Source organism: Shinella sp. JR1-6 (genome assembly GCF_004284735.1).
In the GTDB taxonomy this organism is placed as follows: Bacteria; Pseudomonadota; Alphaproteobacteria; order Rhizobiales; family Rhizobiaceae; genus Shinella.
The window spans coordinates 559,496-573,806 of the sequence record NZ_SHMI01000001.1; the positions used below are offsets into that span (position 1 = coordinate 559,496).

General features: G+C 54.7%; 9 protein-coding genes and 2 pseudogenes. 3 read left to right on the top strand and 8 right to left on the bottom strand.

The annotated features are described in order from the left end of the window. Window positions 1-288: 288 nt before the first annotated feature. Genes EXZ48_RS02630 through EXZ48_RS02660 form a run of 7 tightly spaced genes read right to left on the bottom strand, consistent with a single transcriptional unit; the run spans window position 289 to window position 10,315 of the window. Entirely contained in the window at window positions 289-1,011 is a 723-nt protein-coding gene (locus EXZ48_RS02630; RefSeq protein WP_130514200.1) for a M48 family metallopeptidase, read from the bottom strand. After that, on the bottom strand, window positions 1,008-4,211 hold the full coding sequence (locus tag EXZ48_RS02635; protein ID WP_130514201.1) for a type I restriction endonuclease subunit R: 3,204 nt from the start codon (window positions 4,209-4,211) through the stop codon (window positions 1,008-1,010). The genes EXZ48_RS02630 and EXZ48_RS02635 overlap by 4 nt, the downstream gene beginning before the upstream one ends. Further along, a complete protein-coding gene (locus EXZ48_RS02640) occupies window positions 4,208-5,860 on the bottom strand; it encodes a DUF6119 family protein (RefSeq protein ID WP_165909259.1) in 1,653 nt (550 codons plus the stop codon). Before EXZ48_RS02640 ends, EXZ48_RS02635 begins: the two co-directional genes overlap by 4 nt. After that, window positions 5,857-7,170, bottom strand: coding sequence for a restriction endonuclease subunit S (locus EXZ48_RS02645; RefSeq protein ID WP_130514203.1), 1,314 nt, complete (start codon window positions 7,168-7,170; stop codon window positions 5,857-5,859). The genes EXZ48_RS02640 and EXZ48_RS02645 overlap by 4 nt, the downstream gene beginning before the upstream one ends. Beyond that, complete coding sequence (locus tag EXZ48_RS02650) at window positions 7,167-8,165, bottom strand: GIY-YIG nuclease family protein (protein ID WP_130514204.1); 999 nt, start codon at window positions 8,163-8,165, stop codon at window positions 7,167-7,169. Before EXZ48_RS02650 ends, EXZ48_RS02645 begins: the two co-directional genes overlap by 4 nt. Beyond that, complete coding sequence (locus EXZ48_RS02655) at window positions 8,158-9,726, bottom strand: type I restriction-modification system subunit M (RefSeq protein ID WP_130514205.1); 1,569 nt, start codon at window positions 9,724-9,726, stop codon at window positions 8,158-8,160. Before EXZ48_RS02655 ends, EXZ48_RS02650 begins: the two co-directional genes overlap by 8 nt. 10 nt (window positions 9,727-9,736) lie before the next feature. Then, window positions 9,737-10,315 carry a restriction endonuclease subunit S gene (locus tag EXZ48_RS02660; RefSeq protein ID WP_130514206.1) on the bottom strand — a complete coding sequence of 193 codons (579 nt, stop codon included), beginning with the start codon at window positions 10,313-10,315 and terminating at the stop codon, window positions 9,737-9,739. 314 nt (window positions 10,316-10,629) lie between these two features. On the opposite strand from EXZ48_RS02660, the pseudogene EXZ48_RS02665 reads away from it, so the two are divergent. Both EXZ48_RS02665 and EXZ48_RS02670 read left to right on the top strand, forming a co-directional pair. Further along, window positions 10,630-10,889: pseudogene (locus tag EXZ48_RS02665) on the top strand (IS21 family transposase); the annotation flags it as partial. A gap of 2 nt (window positions 10,890-10,891) precedes the next feature. Next, window positions 10,892-11,083, top strand: a pseudogene (locus EXZ48_RS02670) (hypothetical protein); the annotation flags it as partial. Window positions 11,084-11,171: 88 nt separating this feature from the next. Here EXZ48_RS02670 and EXZ48_RS02675 read toward each other — a convergent pair. After that, window positions 11,172-13,250: an ATP-binding protein gene (locus EXZ48_RS02675; RefSeq protein ID WP_165909260.1), complete on the bottom strand. Its 2,079-nt coding sequence runs from the start codon at window positions 13,248-13,250 to the stop codon at window positions 11,172-11,174. A 341-nt stretch (window positions 13,251-13,591) separates the two neighbouring features. Between EXZ48_RS02675 and EXZ48_RS02680 the strand changes: the two genes are divergently transcribed. Next, on the top strand, window positions 13,592-14,311 hold a 720-nt coding region (locus tag EXZ48_RS02680; protein WP_130514208.1), incomplete at its 3' end, for an IS110 family transposase.

Below are 14,311 nucleotides of genomic sequence, written 5' to 3' on the forward strand. Positions count from 1 at the left end.
GTGATCGGAATTGGTTATCCATGGTTCTAAGCTATTGTTTTATATGATGCGCGGTCGAAACTGGACTAGAACTGCGCTACCTTGCGCTCCTCTACGGTCGAGAGGAAATTAGCTCAGTGCAGAAAATTTTAGCACGGCAAATCAGCGTCATCGGAATTGGGAGAATCGAGTTGTAAGTGCACGATTTTACAAACTGTGCTCTTATGCTGCGCTATACTTGTGCTATTGTCCTAACTTATGGCGCTAACTGCGAAACATCGACAGCCTTCTCCGTGTCTAGGCGCATCGTCACCTCAAAAATTCCTCCAATCGTGCCTTCCGGTTTTGCCAATCTGGCATGATGGTGTCAAACAAGTCGTGCCATTCTTTTCCATGATTGGCATAGAAGGCGTGACCTAGTTCGTGACAAATGACGTAATCGATCAACATAGGGCTTGCTCTCACTAGATCGACGTTGAGAACAATGCGCCCCTTCGGCGTGTAGCTGCCCCATCGCTTGGCCATCTTGCGGACCACCAATATTGGCGTGTCTAGCCCTCTTCTCGTGAATGGCGGAATAACAGCCTCAAGCCTTTCGCGAAACACTCTACGGGCGGTAAGCGCATAAAACGCCGTGAGCAAACGACGACAATGTGCAGGATCGTCCACTCGCCGCGCCAAGATATTCAATCTTGATCCTTCGATACAGACACACGCGTCATCGGATTTTTCAATCGATAGCCTGTATTGCCTGCCAAGAAGCAGATGTGTTTCGCCGGAAATCAACCGCCTCTCTGGCGTGGTGACCGGCCTAGCCGAAATGCGATCCAGTTCGCGAAATATCCACGCGCCCTTTCGTTTCAATCGGTCAAGTATCGCATCAACTGGTTCACCGGACGGAGCAAAGACAACTACCGCCCCCGAGGGCTGAACCTCTATCCGGAGTACTCGTCTCTCAGTGCGCCTCAAATGTGCTAAGGTGCGCCGTTCACCCCAGCCAATCTCAATCTGCTCGTTGCCCGATGATCTCATTGAGCCAATCTCACGCGTGCCGACGCGAGGACGTCATCTATCACGGCATCGAGAATCGCAGGGTCGATTAGTAGACCGCGCCGACCTCTTAGCTCTTCGAAGAAAAAGTCATCGATGTCGTTGCGTATCAGATTTTCAACGTCACGGTCATTTTGCCAACCGATCTTGCGGCGGCTTTGAACGATCTTGCTCACTTCCAGAGCAATGTCAGCGGCGATTTCCACGTCGCCAAATCCAACCTTCTCCAGGTTGCGCTTTGCCAGCCCCCAGAAAGCTTGCGCGTGGCTGTCATCACGGAGACGGGCAGGCGTCGGATCGGTTTCATCCTGCCGGTGCTGGACCTTCTCCCGAAGCTGCTTGACCTTGTTGAGGTACGTCAGTTCGTTGATCCGACCCTTATGAAAGTCGGCGATGGTGTCGCTGACAAGCTTGGAAAACTTTTCGAAGAAAACAGGGTCTTCATCCCATTTCTCTTCGATAGATCGCGTCAGTTGATGCGCAATTGTGTCGGCAATCGAGGCGTCTGTTTCCGTCTGCTCCGTCCTACGGGCCTCAATGGCGATATCGTCAAAAATGTTGAGCGGTTCCACCAGCGTTACGACATCGCGCGCGATCACGTGCCTGTCGAGCAGTTGACGAACGCGCTTTTCGTAGTCCCGCCAATCCACCCTGTCCGCATAACGAAGGCTTACGGACGCGCGCAGCGACGTGAAGCGGCCGAGATCGTCCTTCCATCGTTTCAAAAGCTCTGGCTTTGTGTTTTCAACGAATGCCGGGGATGCGAGCGCCACCGTGAAAGTCCGTGAGAACTCCGACAGGCGCCGATAGAATTCCTCGCGCGTCTCTTCGTCCGCCAACAGACGGGCATAGGCTTCGGCATCATACGTGTTGGATACTGACCTGAAAATATCGAGGAGCGCCGCATGCGCCCCCGGCACTTTGTTCGCCTCGTCACGTATCGCTACGATGCTTTGGGCGATATCCTCGGCGCTGAAGCCTTGTAGCGCATCATAGCTTGCCAGCGCTTCGCCAAGGTTCTTTAGGACCCCGGTATAATCGATGACGAAGCCGAAGGGCTTTTCAGGGGCACCCTCTTCGTCATAGACGCGATTCACACGAGCTATTGCTTGCAGAAGGCCATGTTCCTTCAGCTTGCGAGCAACATAGAGCACTGTGTTTCGGGGTGCGTCGAAACCCGTCAGCAGCTTGTCGACAACGATGATGATGTCGGGATCGGACGGACCCTGGAATTGCTCGACAATGGTCTTGTTGTAGGCTTCCTCGCCGCCATACCGCTCCATCATTCTGCGCCAGAAGGTACGAACGAGATCGTCGTCAGACTCATCAACCTCGTCTTCGCTTTCGCGCATTTCGGGGGCAGAGATGACGACTTCAGTGCTAACCACGCCGAACATGTCAAATAGCTTCTTGAGCTGAATGGCAGCGCGCTTCGATGAGGCTGCGAGCTGCCCTTTCAGCCCGGTACCCTTGAAGTTGGCGGCGAAATGCTGCCCGACATCAAAGGCGATTGATTGGAGCCGGGACTCGATCCCTTCGATTTCCCGCGCCCGGCTCATCTTCCGTTTCAAGTCGGTGCGCTGCTCGTCGGATAAACCGCGTGTGTGAACTTCAAACCAGCGGTCGATTTGGCCTTCATCAACGTCGGTGACCACCTCTCGCCCTTCGTAGAGGAGTGGCACCACCGCCTTGTCGGTGACAGCGTCCCGCATTGAGTACGACGGCTGAACCAGTTCGCCGAACTTGGCAAAGGTGCTCCTCTCCTTTTTAGCGATGGGAGTTCCGGTGAAGGCGATGAAGCATGCGTTGGGCAGAACCTCGCGCATCCGAGCGTGGAGGCTATCCAGATTGCCATACTGGCTGCGGTGGCTCTCATCCACCAGGACGAAGATGTCAGAGGACTGGTCAACAACTCGTCGCTTGTTGAGGCCTGCCCTAAATTTGTGGATCAGGGTCGTGACAACCGGTGTCTTGTCCTCGATCAGCGCGAGAAGGTTCTCGCCAGTTGCAGCGCGTTTAGGTTCCTGCCCGGTTGCCCGGAACGTCTTTGAAATTTGATCGTCCAGATCGGTTCTGTCGGTAACGATTACGATCCGAGCCAATGGATTGGTCATCACGATGGCCTTGGCGAGCATCACCATCGTCAAGCTCTTACCGGAGCCTTGTGTATGCCAGACCACACCGCCACGGCGCTTGCCGTTCCCATCCCGCTCTTCAATACGTTTCAGCAGTGTCTCGATGGTGGCGACCTGCTGATATCGGGCAACCTTCTTGTGGGGGCCATCGAACAGCATGTAGCGCCGGACAAGGCGCATGAACCGCTCGGGGCGGAATAGTCCAACAAGCGTTTCATCAAGCGGGGTAACGAAGCGACGATCTTCCATCAGCCCGTCATGACGTTTCATGTACGGGGCAAAATCCAGCGCCACCCGCTTCCCCTCGACCGTGTCGAGTGGGCGATTCACGACTTGCACAGCGAAGTCGGCAGGGTCCTCCCGCTCTTTCCACACGCTCCAAAGTTTGCGCGGCGTGCCGACTGTGCCGTAGCGCGGATCGTGACTGTTGGCCGAAAGCAGCAATTGCGCCGAGTAGAAGAGCGCGGGTACGCCTTCGCCAGCCTTCTGGTTGCGGATTTGCTGACCGACACCCTGATCCGATGAGACGTGAGAGGCCTTAACCTCGATCACTCCAAGCGGGATGCCGTTGACAAATAATACGAGGTCAACGCGGATCGTCGGCCCCCCCGCTTCGTTGACCGTATATTCGGCGGCGACCTGAAATGTGTTCGCGCGCCAGTCAGACCAGTCGATGAACTTGAACGGCCATTCTCGGGATGTCGCACCAATGGCTTGCGGCAGCGCAACGCCGAGAAACAAGTCATCCGTCATGCGCTCATTGGCGCGGACGACTCCTTCGGGAACCCGGTCGGTCAGACGACGAATGGCTGCATCGATGTTGGCTTCCGAGAACAGGTGTGCCCGACCGTCAAGCTGTATGCGATTGATCCGCGCAAGATCGGCTCGCGTCTGAGTTTCCAGAAACGGCAGTGTTCGCCGGCCGTCGCGCCATTGATCGGCCTCCGCCTTGGTCACATAGCGCCAGCCACAATTGATCAGCGTGTTGAGTGCCTGAAGTTGGGCGCCACCTGCCTCGGATGTGGTAAACTCGGGGGACTTGTTCATGGCGCAGCCCCGGCTGCGGCCTTCGGCTTCCGCGCTGCCTTTGTGGTCGTAGGTGCGGGCTTAGCGATCCAGGCAAAGGCGCATTTGTACCCCAGCGCGCGCAACTCGTTTGCCGCTTGCCGGAACGTCACAAGGCTGAAGAATGGCAATCGGTTTACGCCGGTACCTGTTCCGCTGCATAACACCGCATAGACGATGAGGTGTGCTGCTTCGCTATACGGACCAACGGAGTCGGCAACTAGGGCCTGATACCCTGTCAGTCCAAGCGTGGCCTCTTGCACGGCGATCTGCGCCCGCAGCAAGTCGCGAAATGCGCCGTCCATTTTCATGACACGGGCAGACACAGTGCCCTGATTGAACAGATGACTGAGACGCGAGGACGAGGTCTGATCCTTCACATGGATCATCGCGCCGCCATCGCTGAGGAAATCGCACGCTTCAATCGCATGTGACGCGCCTGTAGGCTTTACAAGCTTTCGGTCGAGGCAAAGCATGTTATGCGCGCCCGTCGCGACGCGATTGTTGTATTTTTCCTCGTTCTCATCAGCCAAAGCCGCTGGCATGACGTGTGTTGTTACGGCTGCAAAGAAATTCGCTACTTCAGTCGCTAGGTTGGTGTCGATCCGATACCAGCGGTCCGCCGAAAGAACGTACTTCTCGCCGTTCAAGTCGGTTTCGAAAACGAGGCATTCCTTGATGCGCCAGCTTTGCCCGTCATCTTTACCAAGATCGTTGCATTCATGGACTTTATGTCCAGACAGATGCTCGGGAAGATAAGCGGCAACCGCTTTTTCCTTGAGGTCCGCAACATAGCCCCCGATTTCGAGGTCGGTGTGAACGTTCGTGCTGCTGAAGCCCTTGTAGCGGATATGCCGCGCCCTTTCAGGATCGTAGATCACGGGATATGCAAGATGCAGCGCGTCCGGAATCGCAGCCGTTAGGCAAGTGTCCAAAGCATCTACCAACGCGGTGTCGAGCTGGTCGATGGTTGCCTTATCGCGGACATGTTTGATCTGGTCGATCCAGGCGAAATTGGTCTTGTAGTCACTCTTGCCGAAGGCTGCGTAGGCATCGGCGCACACCTGCGGCAAGTCGGCAACGTCCATTTCTTTGGTCAGCGTCAGGCCGTCGCTACCGGCTACGCGCGTGGCGAAGGTTGCATCCTTCGGCTCTCCAGCAAGCCCGCGCACGATGTCGCGTTCAATATCGATGCTGAAGGCGGTCTGGTCAGATCGGCGGGCCGTTTGAGTTCGGCGGGAAGTGGTGTTTTCATCGGGGGTGCGAATGTCTGCGCTGCGCAGCTTGTCGGGATCGACCGTGTTCAAGACCACCCGTAAACCGAAGTCCTGCTCAAAGGCATCTGGAGCGAGCTTCACATGCGCAAGCCCAAAGGAAACGGCAAACCAGCGACCTGATGCCTGAACAAAGACGAGTCCGTAAGCGGTGGAGTTGTTGAGCTTGGTCTTTTCCGCGTCGGTTAGGTCAAGAAACTTCGCCCATTTCGGCGCGCCGCCGCCAATGGTGTCGAGTGCGATTTGCGCGCCCTCAAGCTTGTCCCACGCCGAAAGATCGACACCGGCGCGCACACCATCAGCCGGCTGTTTGCTGTCCCGCAGAAGGCGGATAGAAACCGTGTGTGTTTTGGTCACGCGTGCCTCACTGCAGATGCTAGAATTGAGGGAGCGAAGTCATCGAACCGCTCATCGAGTTGACGTTCGCCAGTCAAAACCTTCTGCATCAAACCGCGTTGCTGCACGCGGAGGATTTTTGCTTGCTTCAATAAACCTTCGATCATGAGGTCTTCTGCATCCAAGACCGCCGCAATTCGTTCTTGAACCGGCAACGAGGGTAGGAAAAGTTCCGCCTGCTCAATCGCCTCGAGTGTTAAACCGAAGCGCACAACTCCATTGGCCAGCCGGCTAAATTGCCACCGGATTGCCTGATGGCGCATTGCTTGAGCGATAAAAGGGCCGTGTCCCACACCATCCCACGGCCGAGCAATGGCAAGATGATAGCCACAAACCAGGTTTGGGATATCCTCGTCGACAACAGCGGGTTCAGCGATCTCCTCCGACGTTTCCGAATCCTTCGTGAAAACTACATCATGTTTACGCAGACTGTTGTCTGCGATCTGACTTTTTGAAGCCGTCGCCCTCATGAAATCAATTTGCGAAGTGATCCGCGAATTGTGGAAGACGTCCATATAGTTGCAAAGCAAGATAGGTGTCTCGTCGGCACGAGATTTCTTGTCTACGCCGCTAAACCAGACATCTGCGGCCTCCAATAACGGGCGCTTCGGAAGGTTGCTGAACAGCTTCTGAAACAACGCCATTTTGCGCCGCCGCTTTGCGGCGATGAGGCGCTCGGTCTGTTCGATGGTCTCATCCCAAGCTCTGAGCAACGCTACAATTCGTCTCTGTTCCTCAAGTGGCGGAATGTCAAATTCCCAACCCATCCAGTCTTCCAAGCGGAAAACTAGCTTCTCGACGTGCACACCGATGCTCGAATGGAAGCAAGTCTGTTGAAAGTAAATGGAATGAGACAAGGCATTTAGAAATTCTGGATCAAGGGCAGCAGCTGTTTGAAACGCTGTGTATTCGTTCGATACGACTGCCCGATGCAGGCTCGCGGGAACAACTCCACACGCACCGTGCGAAATTTGCCGATTTGAGATTAAGAAATCCCCCGCCTCAACATAGAACTGCGTTTTGGTCTTGATCTGATTTCCGCGCAAAACTTCGCGTGCGACAATGCCGCCCCGGTTCCGCTTGGCCGTTACAAGCTGATAGGTTTGAGTGCCGACCAGCTTTGCGGGCCGCTCGACTTTATGCAGCAGATTGCCAAGGCGATAGCGGGTCCAGCCTTTTGGCGTGTCGCCAAGCTTGGGTATTCCTGCCTGAATGCTAGGCGGGTAAGCGCTGGGGTTTTCTGCTTTGAGTTCTTCGAGGGCCTCGCTCATGCCGCGCCCCCTTGCTCAATGCGTCGCTTTCTCCAATCACCATAGCTCTGGCCTGTCCGCTCTAGCTTCCAAGTTCTCGGGCCACTATCAGAATAACCGCCTACCAAAGAAGAAGCCGCCGAAGGGCTGCTAAAACTGACGTCCTGGGTGAAACGCAAAAGATCGGAATCCCCATCTGCAACTAAGGCACCGCGCTCCAAAAGCTCTTGGCGCATGCTCCGCAACGGAAAAGACTGTGAGTCCTGAAACTCTCGGTATGCCGTAGATCCCTCAAGTACGACAAACTCCCCAGCGCGCTCCGTAGCTCTTGCTTTCGCCTTCTTAATCACGGCGATAAACACAGGAGGTGCGGCAGCCTTGGCTCCCAATGCCAGAGTGTTGTTGTCAAAGGTAGCCGTCGATATAGCTTCCCTCGGGACCTCGTTCGTGGGCGCGCTCTCGCCGGCTTCGTGCCCCGCTGGGCGCAAGACGTCGAACCCCAGAACCGGCAGCAGGATTTCAATCTCGTCAAGAACCCGCTCCATATCCGCAATTTCCGGTTCGGGCAGCCCGCGAAACGGTGGCTCCGTGCCGTTGACGAGTTTTGCTCTTCCCGCGTTGCGGATGGCGGCGATCATCCGGCTTTCCAAATAGCGGCCATGCGCTTTGGTGAGATTCTCGTCTTTCGAGACGATCAGCACCGCGCGGGTAAAAAACTCCTTTCCTTCGTCGGCATCGTGATAGGCAAGGCGCGTGCGCACCTGATCGCCTTCGCCGACATAGACAAGTTGACGGCCCGGCAAATCCGGGTCCGGCCCAACGAGCAAATAGACGCCTGTGCGGGTCGCTTCCTCTCTGCGGATAAGTTCGGGTAATGCCGTGCGAGAGGCCACGGCCGCCCGCACCGACGAAACGCCAAGTTCCGCAGTGATCACGCCCGATGGCGTGCCATCGACCAGATAGAGCTTAAGCGTGCGGCCCCGGCGAGCAGCTGAACGGGAAGGAGCTTCAGACATCAATGCCAAGCTCCTTGAGGTAGAAGTTCATTTTCTCACGCGTCTGGGCGAGCTGGTGTTCGAGAGCACGGATTTCGTTCTGAACGGCCTGGAGGTCGACTTCAGACTCAGGCTCAAACGTATCGACATAGCGCGGAATGTTGAGGTTAAAGCCGTTTTCCTCGATTTCCTCAAACGTCGCCTTGTGGGAGTAGCGCTCGCGCTCCGTGCGACCGCGGTATGTATCTATGATCTTGGATACATCCTCGTCGCGCAGGCGATTTTGTTTTTTGCCTGGCTCGAAGTCACGGCTGGCATCTATGAAAAGAACGTCGCGCTCATGCGCCCGCAAACCGTTCGCCTCTCGCGATCGGTCGAAAACCATGATGCAGACGGGAATGCCCGTTGTCGGAAAGAGTTGACCTGGAAGTCCGATAACCGCATCAAGGCTGTTGTCGCGAATCAGCTTTTCGCGGATTTTCCCTTCCGTGCCCGAGCGGAACAGAACGCCATGCGGTGCGACCACGGCCATACGGCCGACGTCCGGACGTGTGATGGCAAGCATGTGGAGAACGAAGGCGTAGTCGCCTCGGCTCTTGGGGGGCATGTGCGGCGTGAACCGCTTATACGGATCGGGCAGCGGCTTGCCTTCGGAATCATTGTTGCCCCACCACTTGTCGAGGCTGAAGGGCGGATTGGCAACTACCGCGTCAAACCGCATGAGGTGGTCGCTCTCGATTAAAGTTGGCGAATTGAGAGTGTCACACCAGTCAATCCGCGCGCCATCCTGCTTGTGCAGCAGCATGTTCAGCCGGGCCAAGGATCGCGTTTGCCCGTTCGATTCCTGACCGAAGAGCTGAAAATTGCCGTCGGTAACTTCCTCGCCGGCGCGCAGCAGCAGAGAGCCAGAACCACAGGCAGGATCGCAGATGCGTTCGCCGGATTTGGGGTTCGCGAGCTTTGCGACCACCTCGGAAACCTTGCGAGGCGTGAAGAACTCGCCTGCCTTCTTACCAGCATCTGAGGCGAAGCGCTCAATCAGGAAGATATAAGCATCGCCCAGAATGTCTTCCGAGGTATCTGAAAGATCGAGGCCGGGCTTTGCGAAGTCCTCCAGGAGCGTTTTCAGCCGCCGATTACGATCCTTCGTCTGGCCAAGGTTCGTCTCAGAATTGAAGTCAATGGCGCGGAACAGCCCGCCGAGTTTGCCTTCGTTCGCCTTTTCAATTGCATCGAGCACGATGTTGATCAGTTCGCCGATATTGTCCCGCGTGCGGCGCTCGTAAAGGCTATAGAAGTCGCCAAGGAAACTCTCCTCGACTTCGTTCGTCTTCGTGTTCTTCAGCTCCACGGTAGGCAGCTTAAAGCGTTCACGATCAAGGCGACGCTGAATCCGGAGCTCGTCACCACCATACTCACGGCGAAACTCTTCGACATGCTTGCGGCGCACGTCGCTGATGTACTTCAGGAACAAAGCGGTAAGAATGTAGTCTTTGTAACCGGATGCATCGATTGCCCCGCGAAAGGTATCGCAGGCACGCCATACCGCTGCGAGAATGTCGTCTTGCCGAAGGGCAGTCATTGGGCACTCCTTAATAATTGTGTCCTGTATCCGCTGCTCGAATTGCGCGGGTGACAGCTTCACGTCCTAAAATTGCATTGAGCTCGGCAAGCTGTTTTAGCAGTCGCGCCTCCAGTTCAAACGACTGCGCAAGTCCAGCGATCAGCTGCTGCTGTTCCAGTGGAGGCAGCGGAATCTCAATCTTCTCCAGCGCTTCCTTTGCGAGGCGAGCCAGGCCGGTGCCCTGCTTGCCGCCGGACAAAGTGGCCTGTGTGGTGGGTAGATCGAGAAAGGCAGCAAGGTACTGCGGATTTACAAAGGCTTGATTGGGGCGGACGAGATAGAGGTCCAACGAAATAAAAGCGCCGAGCAAAGACCCTGCAGCGACGCAGACGTCCGTCGTCACGCCACGCGCTCCGACGATCAGGTCACCTTCTTCAATGGTTAGCGCTCGCGCCACAGCCGGAGGATCACCCAAGACTAGGGGTGCGGATCTGCCGGCTTTGATATCAGACAGATCGGCGAGCCGCATAAACCGCGCGGTTCCCCCTTTGGTCTCGCGAACCGAAACTCCTGACAGAATATTGGCGATTTCTCTTAATTCGAGCATGCCTCAAGTTATCAAACCTTTTATTTCCGGTCAATTATAAACTTGAGAGTATCTCTAATTCGATATTTAAGCGGCTTCATTCCGCGGACTCATTGCCCTGCCGTTCATTCGCCCACGAAAGCGAGAGTCGGTGAAAGCATTCGTGCGTTCTTAGCCATCGTAATCATTCACGAGCACTGCTGGCGACTGATCAAGTCTGGCCTACAGCGCTTTTTCGATTGTATCGACACTCTGCCGGCTGCCGTATCGGCGCTGCTGATTACAATATCATAAAACACGCATTTTCTGAGGTTTTCGGTCTGGATGGCGTTGAAGCCGCGGGTTGGGAGAAGGGGCAGGTCGAGAAGAACGTTCAGGATGCCCGACCACGTTTGTGGCAACAGATGCAGGACTTTCGTGGTCTGCAGGCGTTGAAAGCCTGGCTGGAACAGCGCTGTCAGGACCTATCGCGCGAGACACCGCAAGGCACCTTTCCCGGCACGATTGCCGATATTTTGGTCGCCGAGTAGGCCGCGTTGATGGCGTGCCTACAGCTTTCGACGGCTTTGTCGAGCAGAGCAAGCGCGTTTCGCCCATCGACCACACTTGGGCCACGGTTGGAGGGCGCCTGCCCAGTTCGCTAAGACAATCAACCCGCGACATGATGCGGTGCTGCGCAGCCGGAATTGCTCCGCACCGCAACCCGCCGCTACCGCCCCGAATAAAGCAACCCAAAAACGCTGGAGCGAACTGAAAACTGGAAAACTGGCGGCAAGGTCACTGTTTTAACGCCTAACTAATATATGTAAACTCGTGCTGTCGTCATTATTCAGCCTTCCGCAAGCACTCAACTGAACATCCTCTGAACCAGTTTGTATTATCGCGCCCAATTGAGCTTTAATGACCTACCTTTGAAACTATGCCCCTGTAGCTCTCGCATGGCGCTTCCAGCGATTTCGCGATCTTTTAATTTCACAAAAGCAAACCCTCTAGAATTTCCACTCACATAATCCCTCGGCACGGATATGCTTAATACGGGGCCGAATCTTCTGAACACTTCAAACAGCTCTCCTTCAGATACCTCGAATGGAAGGTTGCCGACGTAAATTGCATCAGGTTCTTTCGTGCGGTTCCCGCGGGGGGAGGTAGGGGCTTTAAGGTTCGGAGGAGGGATGGTTGGAGCAGCGCCACTCAAATCTTCCCTAATAACGCCCGAGCTAGGCCCCTTTTGCATCAATTCCACTAGGCGCGCGGTGGGCTGATTGGCGCTATCTATGAGATCGAGCATTTTCAACAGTTTGATGAGGCGTATAGGGTTCGCTCGGTAGATGTTACTAATCGGAAGTAAAGCGATAACTCCTTTTGAAAATCCGAGGTCAATATGCGAGGAGTACGGCATCTTTGAAAGAGCAGTGTAGAGTTCGCTGAGAGATAGCTCCAGCACATCTGTGCCTCGCACCGCAAGCCGGGCAATTTCTCTATTGCTTGTGCCCTTGCGCCGTCCCGCACGCTTCCTCTTTTCGGCCTCCGTGAGCGTATTGAATATCACGCCTTTAACCGAGAGTTGCTCAATTACCGTCCGATAAATGTCCCAATCATGGAGACTTAGCAGATTATATATTTGGGCAGGAGAGATTAGTTGTCCTTCACGGCCAAGCATCGCGATAAGCATCTCCTCTCTCGTCAGTTTCAGCGCACGATAGCCGGATAGCCAAGCTTGATCGGCGGGAGAGAATACAGACTTATGGAAGAGGGTTACCGAAAATTGACCTTCTCCTGAAGCAACCTCTGGTGCAACCAGGTCCGCATCATTCATTAACCGAAAGATACGGCGCATACCCTCGCCCATTTCTCTTACATAACCAATTTCCTTAAGTACACGCGCGATATAGGCATTGCGCGACTCGTGAACACCTTTCTGCTTTCGTAAATCGGCGAGGCTTATTGTCGATAAGAGATTACCAGGTGAGAGCACAGTCATCCGATCATCGTAGATGCTGATTTCAATCCCCTTTCCTTCGACGTTATAATCGCGATGCGTAATCGCGTTTATAAGAGCCTCACGCACGGCATCCTCCGGATACATGACCTGTTGCTTGAAAAGTGCATCCTCGTTTAGTTTTGTCTCTACGAGGTGAGGCCTGAGCTGTTCCCATGAGGAAGTGAGAAGTTGAAGGATATTACCGGTAATAGTCTCGTCGTATACTACATTGTAATCACGCCCCGTTTTTAGTTCACTACCGCGAATGCGCAGGATGCGCACTTGGCATCTCGGATGCCAGTTTTGGACGTTCGTCGAAAACAGCAATAGCGCGGCGCGCCTCAACCTCATTCGACCAATTCCATATTCAGCCAGCCCGAGGTACTGGAGGCTCTTTTCCGGCGACATTCTTCCAGTATGTTCAGAAACAGCCTTAACCAAATCGAAATCTAGAGAGTTGACTTCTGCGGCGTCAATAAATGCTCGATCGTACTCGCGGGACAGTTGTTCCTGCCGCTCGAATTGGAGGCGATGCACAGAAACTGGAGCTGACTCGAGATCCCGTCTTTGAAGGCACCTTCCATCCGATGTTTGGTGTATCGTCGTTGTACTTTTTTCGACCATAAAATACAGTATATCCAACCCATCTATCTCAATTTTGATCGAAATGGGGGTTGGGAGAGGAGTGTCATTGTGGACGCCAGTCCTTGGCGCCTGAAGCAATACAGCGATCTGTTTTTCACTGAACGGAATGCCGGTTATTGTTCCGTTGTCCTCAACGCCAATCAGAAGCTCCCCGCCGTCGGCGTTTGCAAAAGCGACCAGCCCTTCCGCGATGTCTTTGGACACCGTCGATGTTTCTCTAGGGCGCTTGTTGCCGGGTTCTCCCTGAAACGCGCTCTTGAACTCCCTGAACTGGCTTTCGCCAAGCTCGATAGTTCTTTTAATTCGTTCTTTTAGAACGAGAATATCCATGACGTCCCCCGCATGCATTGTGACTGTTTTTTATCCAAAGAAACGAGCAGCTGCAACGCAGCTATTCTGAAGTTGACGCTAAATCTGCTCGTTGTGACGGAGGAAGTTGCAAATGCCGCACCTTCTGAACGTTTGTTCGTTCAACAACATTTCTTATCAGTGGAATTGCGAGATTTACGCATCGGTATATTTGGGGCCTGTGAATTAGCCCCCGAAAGGCCCGGACATGCTCCCCCACTCAGTTTAGTGGGTAGGAGATGGGGTGGTTGCCGTCCTCCCCTAACAGCATGGGAACTATGCCAGGATGATGTGGCGTAGAGCACCAGCGGAGAGGATGGCAAATGAAAGAGATGATGATCGGCGTGGACTTGGCAAAAAGTGTTTTCCAGCTTCACGGAGCGACAATGACAGGGCACGTGAAATTCCGCAAGAAACTGGCGCGAGGGCAGTTCTACCGGTTCATGGCGACACAAGCACCTGCACTTGTCGTTATGGAAGCCTGCGGCAGCGCGCATTACTGGTCGCGAGAACTTGTCAAACTGGGCCATGAAGTAAAGTTGATCGCGCCGCAATATGTGCGGCCGTTCGTGAAGCGGCAGAAAAACGATGCTGCTGATGCCGAGGCTATCGTTATTGCAGCTCGTCAGCCCGAAATGCGTTTCGTCTCACCCAAAACCGCGGACCAGCAAGCTCAGGCGATCCTGTTTCGAGCACGCGAGCGTATTGTCCATCAACGAACGGAGCTGATGAATGCTCTGCGTGCTGTTCTCTACGAGTATGGGCAGACTGTTCCGCTCGGGATTGGCCGCGTCAAGCGCATCGCAGTGATAGTTGAGGACGTTGATATCGACCTGCCTGAGCTTGTGCGAGATGAATGCCGTGATCTGCTAGCACAGATCAACGAGAAGACCGCACGGATCGAGGAAAAGACGAAGCGGCTTATCGAGTTGTCACGGCAGAGCGATAATGCAAGGCGGCTTCAGACCATGCCGGGCGTTGGGCCGATGATTGCAATGGCTGTTGAGGCCTTCGCGCCAGCGATGGAAAACTTCCAATGTGGG

Bases quoted from the DNA above. Each gene is read 5' to 3' on its own strand.
- EXZ48_RS02650 (WP_130514204.1), bottom strand. From the start codon at position 8,165: ATGTCTGAAGCTCCTTCCCGTTCAGCTGCTCGCCGGGGCCGCACGCTT.
- EXZ48_RS02655 (WP_130514205.1), bottom strand. From the start codon at position 9,726: ATGACTGCCCTTCGGCAAGACGACATTCTCGCAGCGGTATGGCGTGCC.
- EXZ48_RS02630 (WP_130514200.1), bottom strand. From the start codon at position 1,011: ATGAGATCATCGGGCAACGAGCAGATTGAGATTGGCTGGGGTGAACGG.
- EXZ48_RS02635 (WP_130514201.1), bottom strand. From the start codon at position 4,211: ATGAACAAGTCCCCCGAGTTTACCACATCCGAGGCAGGTGGCGCCCAA.
- EXZ48_RS02675 (WP_165909260.1), bottom strand. From the start codon at position 13,250: ATGGATATTCTCGTTCTAAAAGAACGAATTAAAAGAACTATCGAGCTT.
- EXZ48_RS02645 (WP_130514203.1), bottom strand. From the start codon at position 7,170: ATGAGCGAGGCCCTCGAAGAACTCAAAGCAGAAAACCCCAGCGCTTAC.
- EXZ48_RS02660 (WP_130514206.1), bottom strand. From the start codon at position 10,315: ATGCTCGAATTAAGAGAAATCGCCAATATTCTGTCAGGAGTTTCGGTT.